Origin of the sequence: Novacetimonas hansenii (assembly GCF_014843995.1) — a bacterium.
GTDB lineage: Bacteria > Pseudomonadota > Alphaproteobacteria > Acetobacterales > Acetobacteraceae > Novacetimonas > Novacetimonas hansenii.
This window is the reverse complement of the sequence record NZ_CP062147.1, coordinates 1,828,269-1,849,612: the sequence shown is the minus strand read 5'-3', so window position 1 is coordinate 1,849,612 and position 21,344 is coordinate 1,828,269. Positions and strand designations below refer to the sequence as shown.

10 protein-coding genes are annotated in these 21,344 nt (G+C 55.8%); 4 read left to right on the top strand and 6 right to left on the bottom strand.

What is annotated here, in order from left to right; all coding sequences use genetic code 11:
• Positions 1 to 47: 47 nt before the first annotated feature.
• Positions 48 to 1,646 carry a glycogen synthase GlgA gene (gene glgA / locus IFJ82_RS08125; RefSeq protein ID WP_225578588.1) on the bottom strand — a complete coding sequence of 533 codons (1,599 nt, stop codon included), beginning with the start codon at positions 1,644 to 1,646 and terminating at the stop codon, positions 48 to 50.
• Between the two features lie 780 nt (positions 1,647 to 2,426).
• On the opposite strand from glgA, the gene pgm reads away from it, so the two are divergent.
• Positions 2,427 to 4,088 carry a phosphoglucomutase (alpha-D-glucose-1,6-bisphosphate-dependent) gene (gene pgm / locus IFJ82_RS08120; RefSeq protein WP_192263673.1) on the top strand — a complete coding sequence of 554 codons (1,662 nt, stop codon included), beginning with the start codon at positions 2,427 to 2,429 and terminating at the stop codon, positions 4,086 to 4,088.
• Between the two features lie 120 nt (positions 4,089 to 4,208).
• On the opposite strand, the gene IFJ82_RS08115 is transcribed toward pgm, so the two are convergent.
• Complete coding sequence (locus tag IFJ82_RS08115; protein ID WP_048858860.1) at positions 4,209 to 4,847, bottom strand: TetR/AcrR family transcriptional regulator; 639 nt, start codon at positions 4,845 to 4,847, stop codon at positions 4,209 to 4,211.
• Positions 4,848 to 5,049: 202 nt separating this feature from the next.
• Here IFJ82_RS08115 and IFJ82_RS08110 point away from each other — a divergent pair, with 202 nt between their 5' ends.
• From IFJ82_RS08110 to IFJ82_RS08100, 3 genes are read left to right on the top strand one after another with little or no spacing between them, the layout of a single operon-like run.
• The gene (locus IFJ82_RS08110; protein WP_003619971.1) at positions 5,050 to 6,237 is read left to right on the top strand and encodes an efflux RND transporter periplasmic adaptor subunit; all 1,188 of its coding nucleotides are present in this window, start codon (positions 5,050 to 5,052) and stop codon (positions 6,235 to 6,237) included.
• 4 nt (positions 6,238 to 6,241) lie between these two features.
• Positions 6,242 to 9,397, top strand: coding sequence for an efflux RND transporter permease subunit (locus tag IFJ82_RS08105; protein WP_048858858.1), 3,156 nt, complete (start codon positions 6,242 to 6,244; stop codon positions 9,395 to 9,397).
• Positions 9,397 to 10,890: an efflux transporter outer membrane subunit gene (locus IFJ82_RS08100; RefSeq protein WP_003619973.1), complete on the top strand. Its 1,494-nt coding sequence runs from the start codon at positions 9,397 to 9,399 to the stop codon at positions 10,888 to 10,890. Before IFJ82_RS08105 ends, IFJ82_RS08100 begins: the two co-directional genes overlap by 1 nt.
• A 698-nt stretch (positions 10,891 to 11,588) precedes the next feature.
• On the opposite strand, the gene IFJ82_RS08095 is transcribed toward IFJ82_RS08100, so the two are convergent.
• The 4 genes from IFJ82_RS08095 to IFJ82_RS08080 all read right to left on the bottom strand — a co-directional run bounded on the left by IFJ82_RS08095 (position 11,589) and on the right by IFJ82_RS08080 (position 21,120).
• Complete coding sequence (locus IFJ82_RS08095) at positions 11,589 to 13,805, bottom strand: S9 family peptidase (protein ID WP_225578586.1); 2,217 nt, start codon at positions 13,803 to 13,805, stop codon at positions 11,589 to 11,591.
• Complete coding sequence (locus IFJ82_RS08090; RefSeq protein WP_192266412.1) at positions 13,802 to 15,724, bottom strand: M61 family metallopeptidase; 1,923 nt, start codon at positions 15,722 to 15,724, stop codon at positions 13,802 to 13,804. The genes IFJ82_RS08095 and IFJ82_RS08090 overlap by 4 nt, the downstream gene beginning before the upstream one ends.
• Before the next feature lie 323 nt (positions 15,725 to 16,047).
• Positions 16,048 to 18,138, bottom strand: coding sequence for a M13 family metallopeptidase (locus IFJ82_RS08085; RefSeq protein WP_225578585.1), 2,091 nt, complete (start codon positions 18,136 to 18,138; stop codon positions 16,048 to 16,050).
• A 495-nt stretch (positions 18,139 to 18,633) separates the two neighbouring features.
• Entirely contained in the window at positions 18,634 to 21,120 is a 2,487-nt protein-coding gene (locus tag IFJ82_RS08080) for a TonB-dependent receptor domain-containing protein (RefSeq protein ID WP_003619980.1), read from the bottom strand.
• Positions 21,121 to 21,344: the final 224 nt, after the last annotated feature.

Here is a 21,344-nt window from a genome sequence, read left to right as displayed (position 1 = left end):
GCATGTCCCAAACCCCGCTGCGTGCTCCACCCGGTCTGTCGCATCCATTATTGCCCGGAACGCGGCAGGGGGGCACGCAGGCGGGGCTGGCGCGCAATCCTGCGCCGGGCGGCGGCCACGTGATCCATGTGATGAAGAGGGACCACATTCCCCCCGATGTCCCCCTTCAAGCGGGCACGGGCGACGACCGTGCGAAAAAGATCTGCATATTGCGCGGCCTTTTGTGTCCATGACACGTCATAGGCCACGGCATTACGCTGCAATGCGGACCAGGCCTGCCTGTCACGGAAGGTCACATGCGCGCGCCGGACAGCACCCAGCAGCGTTCCTGCGTCCACTGGTGAAAACAGGAACCCTGTCGCAGCATTCCCCGCGATGGCCGCCGCGTTGGCATCTACAATGGTATCCGCAAGCCCCCCCACACGCGCAGCAATCGGCACGCCGCCGTAATGGCATGCACTCATCTGCGTCAGGCCACACGGTTCGAAGCGTGAAGGCATGAGTAATGCATCCACCGACGCAGGCATCCGATGGCCGAGCGCCTCGCTATACCCGATATGACAGGCAAAACGACGCGGAAACCGGCGTTGCAGCATGGAAAGTTCACGCTGGATCGATAGGTCGCCGCTTCCCACCACCACGAGCTGGATATTATCACGAAAGATATCCGCCACCACATCAGGCAGCAGATCGACACCTTTTTGCATCGTCAGGCGACTGACACTCCCCAACAGGAATGCATCCGGGTCCTGTGGCAGGCCGAATTCCGCCTGAAATGCGCGCTTGTTCGCTTCCCGCCCTGCAATATCGCGCAGGCGATAGGGGAAATGCACATCAGGATCATGTTCAGGATTCCAGATATCGGTATCAATCCCGTTCAGTATGCCCGTCAGGGTCTGCGTCCGCGCCCGCAGCAGACCGTCCAACCCCATCCCGCCTTCTGGCGTCTGGATTTCGCGTGCATAGGTGGGGGAGACGGTCGTAATCCAGTCGGCAAAGTAAATCCCGGCCTTCAGGAACCCGACCTGCCCATAATACTCCACCCCCTCCATCCGCAGCGCATCCGCAGGCAGGCCCAGCCGCATGAGGGTGGAAGCAGGAAAGCATCCCTGGAACGACAGGTTATGAATCGTCTGCACGACAGGCGGTGCCGCGTGCTGGTCATAATGCAGATAGGCCGCCGTCAATCCCGCCTGCCAATCATGGGCCTGCACCAGATCGGGGCGATACCCCTCCACCATTCCCTGTGCGATATACGCAGCCGCGCGCGACAGCGCGGCAAAACGGATGTCATTGTCAGGCCAGTCATTTCCGTCGGGACCAACATATGGATCCCCCCCGCGATCATACAGGGCAGGGATATCGAGTATGAAAATATCATTCCCATACAGGATATTTTCCAATATCTCAGCCCTGTGCCCCAACAGGTCCGCAAACCGTGCGACGCAACGCGCATGTTCCCACCCCGCGAGTACTGCACGATATCCCGGCAGCAACGTGCGCGTACGGATGCCATGCCCCGATAAGGCGCGGGGAAGGGTGCCGACTATATCGCCCAGCCCTCCTGTCTTCACAAAAGGAAACATTTCCGATGCAACCGAGAGCAGTTCCACTGGGCTGGCAGGATGCAGATTGGCAAGACTCATCCGCTGGATGTCCCCATTTGAAAAAACCATGGAATAGTCTGTTTTTGTGCAACGCAGCCTGGGCATAACAGTGCGACAATCACGGTTAAGTGATATCCAGCCAGAGAACGGCAAAAATAATACCGAGCCTGTAAGTTACTTCATCGACTCACGGTATTAATAATATGAAATAATATGCCAATGAAATATTTCAAAACATCCATCCGCAAGCATATTGAAATGCCATAATTTTCGATGGATTTAACAAAAACAATTACAAATAAACATTTTTTTGAAATGTAATGTCCGATAAATTTATCAAATGATTATTCCAGACTGTTTTTTCCTACCATCAGGCACAACGTAATCCACACCATGCCCATGAGCCGGAACAGCACGACCCGGACAGCGTGGCGTGACATGTCAACATCCAATAGGCCGTCGGTGCCGGATGATCTGCGTCAATTACTGCCACGCATGAATAACGTATGAGAAAGATGCCTGAAGACCTTTATGGAAATGTGGATGTGAACATGCATATTTAAGCTAAACCGCCTGTCTGTGTGCCAATCGTTGCAAAACAGACACAGCGTTGTATTTCGACATCGCTTTTTTACATAATAATTCCCACATCCTGCGCAGCCCGCCGTAATCGCACGAAAAAACCGGATCATCGCCATTTCCCGTCTCGACGGGGGGACATTTCATCCTTTACAGATTGTTCCTGAATCAAAGAGATGTTCCCGTGATTGTCCCAGCGGGTGCCCCTGATATCCCCCAAATCCTTTCACGGAGCCACCAATGTCCAATCAGATCAGTCCCCTGGCAGGAAAGCCCGCCCCGGATTCCATCCTGGTCAACATTCCCCGCCTGATGACCGCCTACTTCGCAGGCAAGCCAGACCCGAAAATTCCGACACAGCGGGTGTCCTTTGGCACATCAGGACACCGGGGCTCCTCCCTCAGCAACAGTTTCAACGAACATCACATCCTGGCCATCAGCCAGGCGATCTGCCTGTACCGGGCGCAGGCGGGGATCACCGGGCCGCTGTTCATTGGCATTGACACACATGCCCTGTCCGAAGCGGCACTGGCCAGCGCGTTGGAGGTTTTCTCCGCCAACAAGGTGGAGGTGATGATTGACCAGGACGGCGGCTATACCCCCACGCCGGTCATTTCCCACGCCATCCTGACCTATAACCATGGCCGCAAATCGGGACTGGCGGATGGTGTCGTCATTACGCCCTCCCACAATCCCCCCGAAGATGGAGGATTCAAATACAACCCACCCAATGGTGGCCCTGCGGATACCGACGTCACGACATGGATACAGGACAAGGCCAACGCCTTCCTTGAAACGAAGATGGAAGGCGTACACCGGATTGCATATGCGCAGGCACTAAAGTCCCCACACGTCCATAAATACGATTATATCACGCCATATGTGGCGGACCTTGAAAACGTTGTTGACATGGCGGCGATCCGGGACGCGGGCGTGAAGATCGGCATCGACCCGCTGGGTGGCGCGGCGGTTCATTACTGGAAACCGATCATCGAACGGTATGGCATCAATGCAACGATCGTCAGCGAACAGGTCGATCCAACCTTCAGCTTCATGACGGCGGACTGGGATGGCAAGATCCGCATGGATTGCTCATCCCCCTACGCGATGGCGCGCCTGATCGACCTGCGTGATAAATTCGATGTTGCCTTCGCCAACGATACCGATGCCGACCGTCACGGGATTGTCACCCGTACAGCCGGGTTGATGAATCCCAATCACTATCTTTCCGCCGCCATTGCCTACCTGTTCGAACACCGTGCGGGATGGAGCAGGGACGCTGGCGTTGGCATCACCTTGGTCAGCAGCGCGATGATCGAACGTGTCGCCGGCATGCTGGGACGTAAGTTCGTGGAAATGCCCGTCGGGTTCAAATGGTTCGTTGATGGGCTGAATACCGGATCTCTGGGCTTTTGTGGGGAGGAAAGTGCTGGCGCATCATTCCTGCGCACGGATGCGGGCGCATGGTCAACGGACAAGGACGGCATCATCCTGGGCCTGCTGGCGGCGGAAATCACGGCCAAGACCAAGCTGGACCCCAGCCAGATCTATACGCAGTTGACTGAAAAGCTGGGCACGCCTTTCTACGCCCGTATTGATGTGGCGGCTGATCCCGAACAAAAGGCACTGCTCAAGAAGGTGACGGCCGAACAACTGGCCTATCTGACGGAACTTGGGGGACAGCCGGTCCGTGCAAAGCTGACGAAGGCGCCGGGCAACAATGTCGCGTTTGGTGGCATCAAGATCACGGCAAAGGACGGCTGGTTCGCCGTGCGCCCGTCGGGAACGGAAAATGTCTACAAGATTTATGCTGAAAGCTTCATCAGCGCGGACCATCTGCGGCAAATCCAGCAAGAAGCACAACAGGTCGTCTCGACCTTGTTCGAAAGGGCCAAGGCCTGATCCCATGGCCTGATCCCCAAGGCATGCCTCATGGCGGTCCGGGTCATCAAATGACCCGGACCCGCATCACAGGGATCAAACCTTATTATGTGAAAAAGGGCTGAAGGTCGTGGCGGGCCTTCAGCCCTTCGGCTTTACGCCCTGCACCCCCGCAAGAAAGATCTGCACCGCCACGCCGGTATGATGACGGATCGTTTCGCATGTTGGCGCTTGTGTCGCACACCCCAGTGCCTGCAACAAAAAATCCCCAACGGTCATACCAAACAGCATCTTGCCCCAGAGCCGGACATTGGTGTTGGAATATCCCTGCTGCCTGCAATAAGCCTGCAACCATGCCTCAAGCGCGTTATCCTCGCCCCCGGCCTCAAGGGCTGCCATAATTTCGCGGACATACCCTGATTCGGAACTTTCTGCGATGATTGCGCGGATAAGGGAGATTCGGTCAGGGCGCAGGATCGTACACGCCAGGTCGATCAGAAGGGTGGAAAGTTCCTCTTCCGCTGTCATGGCGTCCGGTGCGACCTGCGGCTTTACATCAAACAGGCGCTCCCTGATCAGGATCTGAAACAGCTCCAGCTTGGACGGAAACATCTTGTACAGGGTCCGCTTGGACATGCCTGAACATTCAGCAACCTTGTCCATAGACGCGCCGTGATAGCCATGCTTTTGCAGAACCTTGCACGCGGCCTCCAGGATACGCTCCCGCCGCACGCATTCCTCCATCTCTGGCGGGCGTCCGCAGCGGGGCTTTTCCTCCATAAAGGCCTGGCTCGCCTCATTCAATTTATGGCTGTTGCTGTTTTCCATCACCTCGCCCAGTTACGTGCGCCACATCATCATGACGGCTTGACCGCCCTATGGAGACGATATAGTTTTCGTTTATCAGAAAACCAAGTGGTTTCTTTACCCCATCTCCGCCGAGCACGTCATGCATGTTACGTCTTGAGACAGAATTTTCAGGATGCTGCGGGAGACAGACTGTAAAGGCAAGGTCAAGATTGTGAAAAGCCAGCATTATTTTCAGGCCCTCGCCCCTGTTGCTGTCCTGCTTGTTCTGGCGGGCTGCAATCGCAAGGCGGCCGCCCCTGCGATACAGCCACAGCAGGTCAGCGTGGTGACGCTCAGGGCGCAGCCTGTTGAAATCCATACCAGCCTGCCAGGACGCACGGAAGCCTTTGAAATCGCGCAGGTCCGCCCGCAGGTCAGCGGTGTGATCGAACAACGCCTGTTTGTCGAAGGCAGCGATGTCAAGGCCGGGCAGCAACTTTACCAGATCTATGCCGCACCGTATCAGGCCGCCTATGATTCGGCACGGGGGCAGCTTATCCGCGCACAGGCAGCCGAACTGACGGCCCATGCGAAACTGACCCGCTATGGTCCGCTCTTGCGCGCCCATGCCGTCAGCCAGCAGGATTATGACGATGCCCTTGCCGCAGACAAGGAAGCGCAGGGAGAAATCCTGACCGCGCAGGGGCAGGTGGAACGCGCCGCGGTGGACCTTGGCTATACCAAGATGAATGCCCCCATCAGCGGGCGGATCGGTCGGTCCATCCTGACGGTTGGCGCGCTGGCCATCGCGAACCAGAGCAATAACGTCGCGATCGTAACGCGGCTTGACCCGATTTATGTCGATGTCAACCTGCCGGCCACCGAACTGCTGCGTTTCCGTCGCGAACTGGCACAGGGACGCCTGCAGCGCGAAGGCGATAATGCCGCCAGCATCTCCTTGCAACTGGAGGACGGCACGCCATACGAACATGCAGGCCGGATGGAATTTTCCGAAGTCAATGTCGATGAGTCAACCGCCACCGTAGTGGTGCGCGCAATCATGCCCAACCCGGACAAGCTGCTGCTGCCGGGGATGTACGTGCATGCGCAACTGACCGAAGGAACGGACCCACAGGCCCTGCTGGTGCCGCAAGAAGCCGTCAGCCGCAATTCCCATGGCGACCCGCAGGTGTGGGTCGTGGATCAGGACAACAAGGTGTCGCTACGCCAGATCCAGACATCCCAGGCAATCGGTACAAGCTGGCTGGTAACGAACGGGATCAAAAGCGGGGAGCGGGTCGTCACCGTGGGCCTGCAAAAGATCCACCCCGGTGCGACAGTAACCCCCATCGAGGCCCAGCCTGCGGGCAAGGCAGGGTAAAGTCATGTCCCTTTCACGTTTCTTCATTGATCGCCCGGTCTTTGCCTGGGTGATTGGCATCATCATCATGCTGGTGGGCGGACTGTCGATCTTTGCGCTGCCGATCGCACAATACCCCAGCATTGCCCCCCCACAGATCGCGATCAGCGTGACCTATCCCGGCGCATCCGCCGATACGGTCAACAACACCGTCGTACGCCCCATCCTGCAACAGATGTTCGGGCTCGATCACCTCGAATACATCTCGGCGCAATCCTATGCGTCAGGGCAGATGGAAATCGACCTGACCTTCGCACAGGGAACCAATCCCGATATCGCGCAGGTCCAGGTGCAGAACAAGCTGCAGCTTGCGCAGCCCAAGCTGCCGACCGAAGTCACCGCGCAGGGGCTGAGCATCACCAAGGCCGTCAAGAACTTCATGATGGTGATTGCATTCATCTCCACCGACGGCAGCATGAATGGCGCGGATATCGCCGATTACGTGGCATCGAACATTTCCGACCCCCTCAGCCGTGTCACCGGCGTGGGCGACCATACGCTGTTCGGGGCGGAATATGCGATGCGCATATGGCTTGACCCGTCCAAGCTGTATAAATACGCCGTAACGGTGGGTGATGTGCAGGCCGCGATCCAGGCACAGAACATACAGGTCTCGTCCGGTGAACTCGGCGGGCTGCCTGCACGGGCAGGGACACGGCTTGACGCCACCATCATTGGTCCGACGCGCCTGACCTCGACCGAGGAGTTCAATAATATCCTTATCCGGGTCCAGCAGGATGGCTCCCAGGTGCGCATACGCGATATCGCACGTGTGGAACTTGGGCCACAGACCTATAATACCAACTCTTTTTATAACAACATGCCTGCATCGGGCATGGCACTGAAACTGGCGCCGGGCGCCAATCAGCTCAAGACCGAAACGGCGGTACGCGAACAGATCGCGGAGCTGGAGAAATTCTTCCCCCCCGGACTGAAGACAGTTTATCCGCTTGATACGGAACCGTTCATTGTCCTGTCGATCAAGGAAGTCATCATCACGCTGATGGAGGCGATTGCCCTCGTGTTCGTGGTGATGCTGATTTTCCTGCAGAACTTCCGTGCGACGCTGATCCCGACCATTGCGGTTCCGATCGTGTTGCTGGGCACGTTTGGCATCCTTGCGGCCCTGGGCTTCTCCATCAATACCCTGACCATGCTGGCCATGGTGCTGGCGGTCGGGCTGCTGGTGGATGATGCGATTGTCGTTGTCGAAAACGTCGAACGTGTCATGACGGAAAAGAACCTGTCCCCCGTGGAGGCGGCGCGACAGTCCATGGACGAGATCTCTGGCGCGCTGGTGGGGATCGTGCTGGTGCTGACGGCTGTGTTCCTGCCGATGGCGGCCTTCAGTGGATCGACCGGCGTGATCTATCGCCAGTTTTCGATCACCATCGTCGCCGCAATGTGGCTGTCGGTGCTGGTGGCCATGGTCATTACCCCTGCATTGTGCGCAACGATGCTCAAACCCGGCACGCATGAAAAGACCAAGGGCCCGGCCGGCTGGTTCAACCGTCATTTCACACGGATGACCGCAGGATACATGAAGGGTGTGACCCGCATTATCCGGCATGCCGGCACTGGAATGCTTGCCTTTGCGCTGGTGACTGCTGGCGTGGGGTACCTGTTCATGAAGCTGCCAAGCGGCTTCCTGCCGGACGAAGATCAGGGCCTGATTTTCGGTCAGATCACGATGCCGCCTGGCACCCCGATGGAGCAGACCGCAATCATCAACCACAAGGTCGCGGACTATATCCTCAAGACCGAAGGGAAGAATGTCGAATCCGTCTATTCCATGAACGGCTTCAACTTTGCGGGGCAGGGACAGACGGCGGGGGCGTTCTTCATCCGCCTCAAGGATTGGGACGAACGTCCGTCCGCGTCCCAATCCTCTGCCGCGATCGCAATGCGCATCATGATGCATTTCTGGAGCGACCCCGTGGCCCAGATATTTGCCATCAATCCGCCTGCCGTGCTGGAACTGGGTAATGCCAGTGGCTTTGACCTGGAACTGGAGGACAGGGGACACCTTGGCCATGACAAGCTTCTGGCCGCGCGCAACATGGTGCTGGGCATGGCCAGCAAGGATCATCGCCTTGTGGCCGTGCGTCCCAACGGGATGGAAGATGCACCGCAATATCACCTTGATATTGATCGGGAAAAAGCAAACGCGCTTGGTGTGACCATCGCCGATATCAACACCACGGTCGAAGGCGCGCTGGGGTCGATCTACGTAAACCAGTTCCTGCGTGATGACCGTGTCAAGCAGGTCTATATCCAGGGCGAACCCGACGCCCGCATGATCCCCGATGACCTGAACAAATGGTATATCCGCAATGCAAGCGGTTCCCTTGTGCCATTCAACTCGTTCGTATCCGGCACATGGATCATGGGGCCGCAGAAGGTCGAGGATTATAATGGCCTCAACGCCTTTGAAATCCTTGGTCAGCCCGCTGCGGGCTTCAGTTCGGGTGATTCCATCGCGGCGATCAAGGAGATCCTGGCCAAGCTTCCAACCGGGATCGGGTATGAATGGACCGGCCTGTCCTATGAACAGATTGCGTCCGGTTCCTCCACCGGGCCACTTTATGCACTGGCGGTCATCGTTATCCTGCTGTGCCTTGCCGCATTGTATGAAAGCTGGGCCATCCCCTTCGCCGTGCTGCTGGTGATCCCGCTTGGCGTATTGGGGGCGATTGTCGCAACGCTTTCACGTGGGCTTGCCAACGACGTTTATTTCCAGGTGGGGCTTCTGACCACCGTCGGGCTGGCGGTCAAGAACGCCATCCTGATCGTGGAATTCGCCAAGGCCTTTTTCGAGCAGGGCAAGACGCTTGAGGACTCTGTCATGGAAGCAGGACGCGAACGCCTGCGTCCGATCCTGATGACATCAATCGCATTTGTGGTCGGCGTCTTCCCGCTGGCGATTGCATCGGGGGCAGGATCGGCCGCACGTGTCGCCATTGGTACGGCCGTCGTAGGCGGCATGCTGACGGCGACATTACTGGCGGTCTATTTCGTGCCGCTATTCTTTGTCGTGGTCCTGCGCCTGTTCAAGGTGCGCCGCATGAATGAACGCGTGCAACCCGCCACAGCCCCAGAAATCGCGGGGAGAGAACAATAATGAAAAGGTTTTCCTTGCATGGTATAACGCTTGGTGCCGCTGCGGCGCTGCTGGCGGGCTGTACCATGATCCCCCATTATCACCGGCCCGTCGCGCCAGTTTCCCAAAACTGGCCGACCTATGGCGGTGACAGCCAGCCGATGGCGCAAAACACGCTATCGGCCAACCTTGGCTGGTCGGAATTCTTCACGGACCCACGTCTAAAGGCGCTGATTGCCATCGCCATCCGTGAAAACCGCGACCTGCGCGAAGCCGCAGCCAATATCCGCCGTGCGCAGGGGCAGTTTGATATCCAGCATGCCACCCTTTTCCCCCAGATTGGCGGCAATGGCGAAGCCATGTTCCAGGCTCCATCCAGTGCTGCAGGTCTGAGCTTCGCACCAGGCCTTGATGCGCAGGCCAACCCGCCGATGTTCAAGTATTTCAACATGGGTATCGGTTTTTCATCGTATGAAATCGACCTGTTCGGACGTATCCGCAGCCTGTCGCGTGAGGCCGCGGAACATGCACTGATGCAGCGCGAAAATGCCCGCGCCATGCTGATCAGCATTATTTCGCAGGTTGCAAACGCCTATATTTCCTGGCTAGGCGATCAAGAAGCACTCAAGCTGTCGCAGGCTACACAGGCATCACAGCAGGCGACGCTCGACATGATCCGCGCCAAGTTCGAACATGGCGAAGCCGATCAGCTTACCTTGCGCCAATCCGAAACGCAGGTGGAACAAAGTGCCGCCTTCCTTGCTGACTCCCAACGACGCGTGGCGCAGGACAAGAACCTGATTACCCTGCTGATTGGCGCACCGATCCCCGATAATCTGCCCCCAGCCAGCCCTTTTGGGCAGCAGACGATGATGCAGGACCTGCCACCGGGCCTACCGTCCGATGTGCTGGAACACCGCCCGGATATCATCTCGGCAGAACATGATCTGAAGGCTGCCAATGCCGACATCGGTGCAGCAAAGGCGGCCTTCTATCCCCGCATCACCCTGACCGCATCCGACGGAATCAGCAGCCTGCAACCGCATCGCCTGTTTACGGCGGCAGCAACAACGTGGGGGGTCTCACCACAGTTGCAGGTGCCCCTTCTGACATGGGGACAAAATAGCGGAAATCTGAAGGCATCCCGTGCGGAACGGAACGTCAAGGCGGCCGCCTATGAAAAAACGATCCAGACCGCATTCCGCGAAGTCGCGGATGCATTGGCGGGCCGTGCCGCCTATCATGATGAAGGAATACAGGTGGACAGGTTGGTCGCGTCCTCGGCTGATTCCTACCGCTTGGCCAAGATGCGTTATGACGCAGGGACAGATTCATATCTGACCTCGCTGGAATCCCAACGTTCGCTCTATCAGGCACAGCAATGGCAGATTTTCGTTCTGGTTTCTAAATATCAGAACCTGGTCACGCTGTACCGTGCACTGGGCGGGGGATGGACGGAAAAGACGGTCCAAAATACGACCATTACGGCCAAATCACAGGATAAACATGGATAAGGCCCGGGCCAACTGCATTCATAAATGCAGTTGGCCCGTTTTTAAATGGTTTGTTGAAAACTGCTTTAAAATACGGGACAGCACGAGTTTCCGGAAAAAGCATTCCTTATCCCTCATGCAAAACACTGGATTTTTTTAAAATTCCTCCGATCAACTTGTTTATAGATTGTTTAAAAACCACTCATTGATAAACAATAAGAAAAGTTCTTTGGGTGCCGCCTTTTTTTCAAAAATCCAGTGTCTTTTGAAGCTTTTTGAAAAAAGATTCACCAAAAACTTTTCTTATTTCCCGATCTTATCGGACTTACCTTTTCAAACAGTCTCTTAGGGCCTGACTCAAAAAGCGGTTTGAGTAGTTTTTGGCAGAAAACAACACTTCGTTGGGATCAAATCTTATGAGGCTGGAGGGCAAATTGTCTCCAACCTCATGACCATAAACTGCGATTGAGAAACCAAAAGAACCTATCTGGTTTTCACTGTGAATATCAGCACCTCTTAAGTAACTGAAATAAATTTATGTTCGGTCAGACTCTCAGAGAATTATGTGAAATTTAGATAGAATAACCCACTCAAATAAACGTTGCCCAAAATCTTTTGCAAGACGTCACTTTTGAAAAACAAAGCAACGCCGCAAAACTTTTATTCCTGACAAATAAGTTACCTCTCAGAAATCGTCCCGGCATGCCGGGACAGACCTCCTACTTTCCTGACATCGGATGCAGGGGGGCAAGATTGTCTTTCAGATACCGCATGCGTGCGATCGCAACATGCGAACGCAGCGTCGGATCAGATAGCATATGCGTCCCCGGCAACAGCATCAGGTCATAGGGACGCCCAGCAGTCACCAACGCGCGTGTCAGCTTCAGCGTATTGATAAAATAGACATTATCATCCGTCACCCCATGAATCAGCAGCAGGGGACGTGACAGGCCGGATGCGTATGTCAGCACATTGCTGATACGGTATCCAGATACATCCTGATCCGGCAGCCCAAGATAACGTTCGGTATAGGCAGTGTCATAATCTGAAAAATCCACAGGTGGCGCCCCCGCCACGCCTGCATGGAACAGTTCGGGATGACGCATGACCGCCATGGCCGTGAAATATCCGCCAAACGACCAGCCATAAACCCCGACACGCTTCATATCCATTTCAGGAAATGCCTTGCCCAAGGCGGTCACACCCGCAACCTGATCGTCAAGAGGGGCATCAATCAGGTCATTATGTATGGCCCGTTCCCAGTCACGTTCACGACCGGGCGTCCCGCGCCCATCAAGACTGACAACGATAAATCCCTGATTGGCAAGACACTGGTTTTCCGCATGCAGGCGCGGTGCGCGCAGTACTTCCTTATATCCCGGCCCGGCATAAACCGACAGGATAACCGGCAGGCGCTGCCCATGGCGAAAATTAACCGGCCGGATGACCATGGCGTCATAATCCCGCGTGCCAATTGTCAGGAACTGCATGTTGAACACAGGCGCGGGATGCGCGACGTCAGGCAATACACCTGTAACCTGCCCATCACGCCCACGCAGCAGCACACTCAGGCTGCCGTCCGCCGCATTGAAACGGTCGATGAAGCCGTCATGGTGACCGGCTGTAAAATTCACCTGATGCAACCCAGCCGCCGTCGCCAATGGCGTGACAGCCCCCGTCGCAAGATCCGCACGGTACACTGCGGTTCCCATGCGATCCGGTGTCGCGGTAAAGGTGATCGTATGGCGTGTCGCATCCACATCATCAAGTGAAGCAAATGGCAACGCCGATGGCGTCACAACATGATCCATGGACCCATCCGCGTGCCGCATCTCCAACTGCCAGCGACCACTACGTTCCGATGCCCACAGAAAATGCTGCCCATCATGCATCCAATAGGGGAGGGGAAGGCCCGTCGTCCGTGCCGTAGGGGCGATATTCACCCATGCAGCATCATGCTCGGACAACAGTTCCTTTGTCTGGCCCGTGCGGGGATCGACGTCAAGTACATGTTCCTCGTCCTGCGCACGGTCCATCACCACCATCGACAGATGCCCGGTTTCCTTTGACCAGACCACGCGCACAACATACGGATAACGCTCCTGATCCCAACGTATCCAGCGTGTATGGCCACCAGTACGCCTTATGATGCCAAGACGTACTTTTGCATTGGGCGTGCCTGCCTTGGGATAACGAAAGGCCACCGGCGGTGTCGCCGGATTTTCCGGATCGGCGATATAGTGTTTTTCCACACCGGACAGGTCTGCTTCCTCATAGACAAGGAAACGGCTGTCAGGCGACCACCACATGCCTTCATGACGATCCAGTTCTTCGGCCGCCGCGAATTCTGCAACGCCATGGGTCAGGTCTGCCGTGCCCCCGCGGGTGACGCGATGCACCTTGCCTGTTTCAAGCGCGATGACGTGGACATCATTATCCTTTATAACCGCGACATGACGTCCGTCGGGGGAAAGGCGTGGCGCACCCCAGTCATCCCCCGGCAACGATGTTACCTCCTGATTGGTCAGGTTGACCCGCAGCAGATGCCCCGCCTGGCTGGCAATGGCCATCGTCCCGCCATCAGCCATTTCAAAGGCAGTCACACCCGTCATCGTCAGGCGCGCCCGCTCCCGCCGGGCTTTTTCCTCAACCGAAAGATGCTCGTTCGCAACCGCAACATGCGTCAATGCCACATCGCGTCCCGAAGCAATGTCACGATACCATAGCTGCTGGGCCGTATCCTGCGCGCCGCTGCGCAGGAACATAACCCCACGACCATCGGGGGTCAGCATCGCATTACGTGCAATGCCAAGCGTATAGCCCTGTGTCGCCGCACTTTCGGCAAAACATTGCAACGTATCGGCCCGACCGTGGCCCTGCCAGGCGGCAAGCATCAGCACACCGCCCATCAACCGCCATCTGTTCATCACCTTCATGGTGCAATTACCCGGGGACGAAGGATATCAGCGAGCATGTCGGGCGTATTGGCGACCCGTTCCAGACGCGGGTAACGCAACCCCGCGTGATAGGGAACGTCAACCGTCGTATAACGATCCCCGGCACGAACCAGCAGACGAATGGGGGCGGCACCGGTCGCGGTTGCCGCAGTGATGGCATCGGACAGGGTATCCGCGTCGAAGGCAAAGCCGTTAACAGCCACGATTTCCTCGTCCATCGTCAGTCCAGCCTGCCAGGCGGGACTGTTCCATTCGACATTCAGCAGCTTTCCCTTCTGGTTAAGGGAGAAGCCAAGGGAGAAGCTGTAATCATGCATCTTCAACAAGGCTTCGCGCGCGGACTGGTATGCGGTGGGTTCCGTCGCATAAGTCAGGCGATACCCACCCCGTGCCAGTCCTTCAAGCGGGGCATGGCGGGTTACAACATCCACACGGTCATGCAGAAATTTGGCCCAGTCATAAGGCTGGACTGCATTCAGTGCGGCAATCATGTCCTCACGCCGATAGGGGTGGGTCACGATGCTGCCATCATCAACACCAAAGAACCGACGCGCAACATCATCCAAGGAATGCTGCCCGTGCGACAGGTCACGCAATAGCGTATCCACCTCCAACCACAACAACTGCCCTTCGGAATAGTAATCCTCGCTCCGCTGCCAGCTACGCCAGGAAAGGGGCGTGCGTCGTGCGATGACGGGATCGTTGGTCGTATCCACCAGGGGACGCCACAAACGCCCCGCGCGCCCGTCATAGGTCGCGGCCACCATCGCGATCGCATCCAGCACCTGCTGCGGTGTCATCAAACCACTGCGTGCGGCCAGGACATAACCCCAATATTGTGTCTGCCCTTCATAGATCCACAGCAGGGCCCCGCGTTGGGGAGTATTGAAATCCGCAGCCCACAGGTCATCCGGCCGACGGAATTTTCCATTCCAGGAGTGGGTGAATTCATGCGCAAGCAGGTCACGGACGGGAAAGGTCTTGTCCCATTTTGTGAAATAGCCGCGCGGTCCACTATTCTCGCTGGACTGATGATGTTCCAGACCTATGCGGCCAAGTTCTTCGGTCAGGGCAAGCAGGAAATCATAGTGTTCATAATGATGGGAACCAAAGACTGCATTCGCCTGTACGACCAGGTTACGATGCACCTGAACCTGCGCATCCGTCGCCGCAAGTTCTTCTGGCCGGTCGGCTACGACATCAAGTGAAACCGGAACGCCATGTGGCGGCGTCAGGTCGAAACGCCGGAAATAACGCCCGGCAAAGACCGGAGAATCTACAAGTCGGTCAAACGAAGTATCCTGGAATGTGACACTGTCGCCCGACACAGCCCCCGTACGGGCACGTAGCGCCGTTCCATACTGCCACCCATGCGGCAACACCAGCGTTGGCGATACGGTAATGCCACGCGTAAAATATCCTGCGGGATAGAGGGTTACGGCATTCCATTGCACATTAAGCATGTCGGGCGTCATCACCACGCGTCCCACATCGGGGGATACAGGGGTCAGGATCTGAAAATCCAGTGTCACCGTGGTTGTGCCCGCAGGGATGGGGATATGAAAGGCACTGATATCCACCGTATCACGGACCCATGCGATATTCTGGCTACCGGCACGCACCGACAGGCCGCCAAACTGCGTGATCGAACCGGTTGGCGCATGGTCTCCCGGTACCCACATCGGATACCTGACGATGAAATCCCCCCCGTGGGCCGACAGTTCTGACGCAACAGGAAGCGTTTCGTGAACGGTATAGATATGACGCGCAAGGTCTGTCCCATCGACCTTTAGCGCAATGGTCCCAGGCATGTGCGCATCCCGTGCCGCCGGTATCGGCGCGGGCAGGGGACGCGGCTGCGGCGCAGGCGCATCAGCCCCCCGCGCGTTCGCATTCATCGCGACAAAAACAGCAAGTCCTGACAAGCCTGCAAACAGGATAGAACGCAAAACGCATACTCCATAAACATAGTGTACCGGTCATATCCCGATACGAAATCCTGGCCTTTCAGGTCCTTTGTGGACAAACGGGCCTGAAGCAACATTCCGATGAAAATGGAAGTTCCTGTTTCATACCATATTTAAAGAAAGCCATATTCCGCATGACTTTTTAAAAACAGTTTCCCGGAAACTTCCATATCGGGGCATCATGCCGTCCAGAACATTTTTTCAAAGGCCACCAAAGCCGGCACCAGAAATCCTGATAGTCCCATTTTAAAAAATCACCAGATTTTTACACGTGATTCTGGACTAATATACAGAGACTGTCCCGGCTGTACGTTCCAGGCCTTGTACCATGCATCGATATTGTGCATCGGGACATTAACGCGGGCACGCGGGGGGGAATGCGGATCGGTAATTACGCGCTGGCGGATCGTGTCATCACGCAGCTTTTCACGCCAGACCTGCGCCCATCCCAGGAAAACACGCTGATCCCCGGTCATGCCATCAATGACCGGTGCTTTCTTTCCCTTCAACGAGGCATGATAGGCATCAAGCGCCAGGGTCAGGCCGCCAAGGTCTGCTATGTTTTCACCCATCGTCAACTTACCATTCAGGTGTACGCCAGGCAGAACCTCGAACGCATCATACTGCGCCCCAAAGCGCGCCGAAAGTTGATTGAAGCGTTCTTCGTCTTTTTTGGTCCACCAATCGCGCAACTGCCCCTTTTCGTCGAATTTACGACCTTCATCGTCAAAGGAATGGGTCATTTCATGACCGATCACCCCACCGATCGCCCCATAATTGATGGCCATATCCGCCGAAGGGTTGAAAAATGGCGGCTGAAGAATGGCGGCGGGAAAGACAACCTCGTTAAAAACCGGATTATTATAGGCATTAACGGTCTGTGGCGTCATATCCCATTCGTCACGGTCAACAGGCTGCCCAAGGTGGGCCAACCAGTAAGACCATTCAAACGCGACACCGCGCGCCGAATTGCCATATGCATCGCCGCCATGAACAACCAACCCTGTATAGTCGCGCCATTTGTTGGGATAGCCGATCTGGATCGCAGAACTGTCCAGCTTGCGAATGGCAGCCTTACGCGTGGCCTTGCCCATCCACGCATTATGTTTCAGGCGAATGCGAAACGCCGCCTTCAGTTCCTGCGTCAGTCCCACCATTTTGTCACGATAGGGGGCGGGGAAATACCGGCTGACATAGACCTTGCCCAACGCCATGCCCATGGCTTCGCCTGTTGCATGTCCCGCCCGTTTCCACCGTGCGGTCAGTTGCGGCTGCCCTGACAGGGTCTTGCCATGGAAATTGAACGATGCATTGACAAAATTATGCGGCAGAACCTGCGCCGCATTATCCACAAGATGGAACGCCAGCCACGCACGCAGCGTCGTCATGTCTGTCCGGGCAAGGATCTGCGCCTCTGTCGTGATGGCGGACGGTTCGCCCACAATGATATGCCCCGACTGGGCCACGGCATCAGGAATGCGGGCCGCCTTCAGATAGGATGACCAGTCAAATCCGGGAGCTTTTTCCTGCAACATGGCAAGCGACATCGGATTATAAATCCGATCTGGATCACGCATATCCTGACGCGCCCAGTGCGCCTGTGCCAGAGCCGTCTCAAGCGCTACGATCGCGCCTGCGGCACCACGCGCGTCAGGCCAGCGGATCAGGGCGAGCATCTGTGCAATATATACCTGATAGGCATCTTTTTTCGCCTGCATTTCGGGCTTCAGGTAATAATCACGATCCGGCATACCCAGCCCTGCCTGATCCAGTGTCAGGGCATATTTCGTGGGCGTACGGGCATCTGGCTGGATGCCCAGGGCAAACGGAGTGAACTGGAAACCATCCTGAGCAGTTCCCGACAGGGTGGCAAAATCGGTGATCGTGCGCAGCGCACGAATTTTCGAAAGATCATCGGACAGGGGACGAATGCCACGGTTCTCTATATTTTTTTCGTCAAGGAACGTGGCATAAAAAGTGCCAAGCTTCTGCTCGATTGTCTGGGGATCTTCGACCGGATGGGCGGACAGTTCCTCCAGAATGCTCCTGACGCGCGTCCGTGACAGTTCGGCCAGGGCATTGAACGGGCCATATGATGTCATGTCAGGTGGGATGACGATATTGCGTACCGCCGTACCATCCGCATATTCAAAAAAATCGTTCCCCGGCAGGGCTGAAGTATCACGTCCGGCGAGGTCAAATCCCCACCGTCCGAAATTGTTACTCACCACGCTGCCCGCCCCTTGTGCGGCCGGGGTGGCATGCGAAATGCCTGCACCACAGGTCGCCAGTAACGTGGCCCCCAAAAGTCCGGCGCGCATTGCCCGTCCTGTCATACCTGCCATTATGTATTCCCCGTTTCGAGAGCATGAGTAAGCATCTCCATTTTGACCTCAAAATGGAATCACGACAATATATCCACGCGTATAAGAAACATGAAGTTCACATCAGAAAACACAGATGTGACAATATGACGGTCCCCGCATCATGATACGGGGCAGGGCACAACATATCCGCATCACCAATTTTTCAGAAATGTATGCAAAGCTGGTGTAACCATATTTTTAAATATTAAGGCTGCACATCCACCCAAAGGATAGATTTTTAAATATTCCCAAAAAATATTCACGAAAGTTTGTTATTTGTAAATTTACTATTATTTATCTTAATATTATTTTCCTAGAAATTTTTATATTATTATATTTAATAATATATTATTTAAAAATAAACACACTAAAAATGAATATTTTTATTAAATTATCATGTTCATACCGTCTCTTTCCCACAATAAAAAAGGCGCGACCCGTTACCGGATCGCGCCCTGACATCGAAACCGCCAATCAGAACTGTGCGGAAACCGAACCGAAGAACATACGCGGCGCAGCCACGTACAGGTTGGCGTTGTCGTCGCCACTCACACTCGCGGCGCCATACACACCACCAATGTAGTTCTTGTTGAACAGGTTGGTAATACCAAAGGTCGTCTTGATATTCTGCGCAAAACCGACCTTGCCAAAGTTGTAGCTGCCATTCAGGTTCGACGTCCAGTAAGACGGAATGTACTGGTCGTTCGTATAGGTCATGGCGCGACGGCTGGTATAGGTCGCATTGAAGTTGAACATCGCCCGATGCCACGTATAGGTCAGGTTCGCCTTATACATGAACTTCGGGTAATAGACCTGATGCTTGCCCTTCAGGCTCAGCATGCTGCCGCCATCGGGAATGCTGCCTTCATAAACTGCATTATTCCAGCTGAAGCTGTTGGAAATCTCCAGCCCATGAACCGGACGGATGGCCGCCATCACATCCGCGCCGTTCATCGTTTCACGACCCACGTTCGCCACGGCACCATATGTGTTGCCGGTCGAACCCGACGTCACTGTCGCCAGACGGTTATAGTAGTCGGTGTGATAGAAATCAGCACTTGCCGTCAGCATCTTGGAGTTATAGCGATACCCCACGACGTAATTCCAGGTCCGCTCCGGACGCAGTGTATTCTTGTTGGAATTGAACACGCTCTGTGCCGAATTGGCCGCGCTGCCAAGACCGCCCCACACGGTGCCGGAGCTGCTCTGCTGACCATAGTCATAGGCGCGCATGTTCTCGGCAATATCGAAATACACTTCATGATGCCGCTGGAAGTGATAATCGAAATTGAAATGCGGCAGGAATGCATCGGCTGCCGTCATGCTGCCATCGGCAGGATGGCTGTAATACGTGCCCCAGTTGGAATATTTGGCGGAATTATCAAGCTTCGTGCCACCATGCGTATCCTGCAGCATGGATTTGAAGCCCGCACTGACCGTCATACCCGGAATGATATGATAGGTGTCCTGCAGATAGAACTGGAACGTATTGGTGTTGAAGGAATCAGAATACCATGTCGCCGCCTGCGATGCCTTGAAATCGCTCTTGGAATTGTGGGCTGCATCCACACCATCCTCATACATGCGCATGGGATAGTTGAAGGCATCATTTTCATACCAGATCCCGGTCTGGATATCGTTGCCATGCGTATGGATCGAGAAATTCTGCGTGAAGCCGATACGCTGCACATCAGGATGCCCGGTTTCCAGCGCCATCGGCACACCCGAGGTCGGGGAGACCAGGAACGGGTTGCTGCCGCTGTAATCGCCGCTGGAGACATGCGCATAGGCAATGGTCTTGGACGTTACGTTCGGGAAAATCTGGAATTCGCCTGTAATGGCGGACAGATAGTTACGCTGCGTCTGTGTACCGTCATAGGCGTAATCGCCAATTTCGTCATTCGACAGTATCCCTTCAAGATTGGAGGGAACGCCGCCATTCTGCGCGTAACCGGCATACTGCTTCGACAGGGCATAGTTTGGCTTCAGGTAGGTCGCGTTGCGCCCCATCTTCTGCCATATGTTCTTCGTCAGCCCCATGTAGTTGTACTGGGCAAAGTTCGAATAATCGAAAATCGCCGTGATCTTGCCGCGATCACCCACCGGCTGGACCAGCTTGAAATTAGCCTGCTGTTCCTGCTGGTCGCCAAAACCTTTCCACATATCCTGGTCCGTGCGCGCATAAGCCGCATAGAACCGGGTGCCCGTCGAATTCAGGACACCACTGTCGACGCGCCCGAACGTGCGGAATGCATTATAGCTGCCGAAGGTCTGACCGACACGTCCACCAGCCTTCAGCGAAGGATCGGACGTCGTATAGGTCAGCGCCCCGCCCAGGGTCTGCGCAGACGGCGTATCGAGCGCGCCGGCACCCTGCGACACGGTCATGCCCGCGACGTCTTCCTGGATTTCCATCTGATCGACACTAAGGCCGTTCCAGTTATGGAACCCCTGACCGCCCATCGGGATGCCGTCAAGCGTTTCACCAAGCTGCGTCTGGTTGAAGCCACGGACATACAGGGTGTTCGCCACCGTATCGAGACCGAAAGCATCATCCGATGCGAAATTAACGCCGGGCGTGGTCAGCGCAAGGATCTGGTTGGGGCTTGTGCCCTCAACGAAATGATCCATCTGCTCACGCGTTACGGCCTGAACCGCACCGTGGGAATGCACACGACCGACACTGACCTGCAGGGTTTCAGGCGCCGAATGCGGCACGGCAGTACTGCGTGCGGTGGCCTGCGCACGGGCAGGGGACACGCGGCCAGCATGCGTACTGGCAGCCTGCGGGGCATTCGTCCGGTGAAGACGATGGGCAGTCGTGCTGGAAGGGGTGGTCGCCCCTCCCTGCGTCGCGGCCACGGCCGTAGAACCGACCGACAGCAGCCACACAAACGCAGACCCTGCCAGCAAGGGCCGACGAGCCAGACGATTTTTTTCCCGCCTCACGATATTTGGCATAGAGGACTTTTTCCAATCACAGCCATGACGCGGTGCCGTATCGGATCATGCAATGATCCTGCACCGTCATATTGTTGATATTCACGCCGCGGCATGAGGAAAAAGTACGGAACATTTCGCTCATTGCTTCCCCCATAAAATCGGACCTGCCGACCGCCACAGCCTGTTTTTCAGATGAAAATCATTACAGTGTCAGAAGAGGGATTATTCAACGCCGAAAAAAG

Excerpts from the sequence above, each read along its gene's own strand:
- glgA (WP_225578588.1), bottom strand. The coding sequence starts at position 1,646 with ATGAGTCTTGCCAATCTGCATCCTGCCAGCCCAGTGGAACTGCTCTCG.
- pgm (WP_192263673.1), top strand. The coding sequence starts at position 2,427 with ATGTCCAATCAGATCAGTCCCCTGGCAGGAAAGCCCGCCCCGGATTCC.
- IFJ82_RS08115 (WP_048858860.1), bottom strand. The coding sequence starts at position 4,847 with ATGGAGGAAAAGCCCCGCTGCGGACGCCCGCCAGAGATGGAGGAATGC.
- IFJ82_RS08110 (WP_003619971.1), top strand. The coding sequence starts at position 5,050 with ATGCTGCGGGAGACAGACTGTAAAGGCAAGGTCAAGATTGTGAAAAGC.
- IFJ82_RS08105 (WP_048858858.1), top strand. The coding sequence starts at position 6,242 with ATGTCCCTTTCACGTTTCTTCATTGATCGCCCGGTCTTTGCCTGGGTG.
- IFJ82_RS08100 (WP_003619973.1), top strand. The coding sequence starts at position 9,397 with ATGAAAAGGTTTTCCTTGCATGGTATAACGCTTGGTGCCGCTGCGGCG.
- IFJ82_RS08095 (WP_225578586.1), bottom strand. The coding sequence starts at position 13,805 with ATGAAGGTGATGAACAGATGGCGGTTGATGGGCGGTGTGCTGATGCTT.
- IFJ82_RS08090 (WP_192266412.1), bottom strand. The coding sequence starts at position 15,724 with ATGAATGCGAACGCGCGGGGGGCTGATGCGCCTGCGCCGCAGCCGCGT.
- IFJ82_RS08085 (WP_225578585.1), bottom strand. The coding sequence starts at position 18,138 with ATGGCAGGTATGACAGGACGGGCAATGCGCGCCGGACTTTTGGGGGCC.
- IFJ82_RS08080 (WP_003619980.1), bottom strand. The coding sequence starts at position 21,120 with ATGCCAAATATCGTGAGGCGGGAAAAAAATCGTCTGGCTCGTCGGCCC.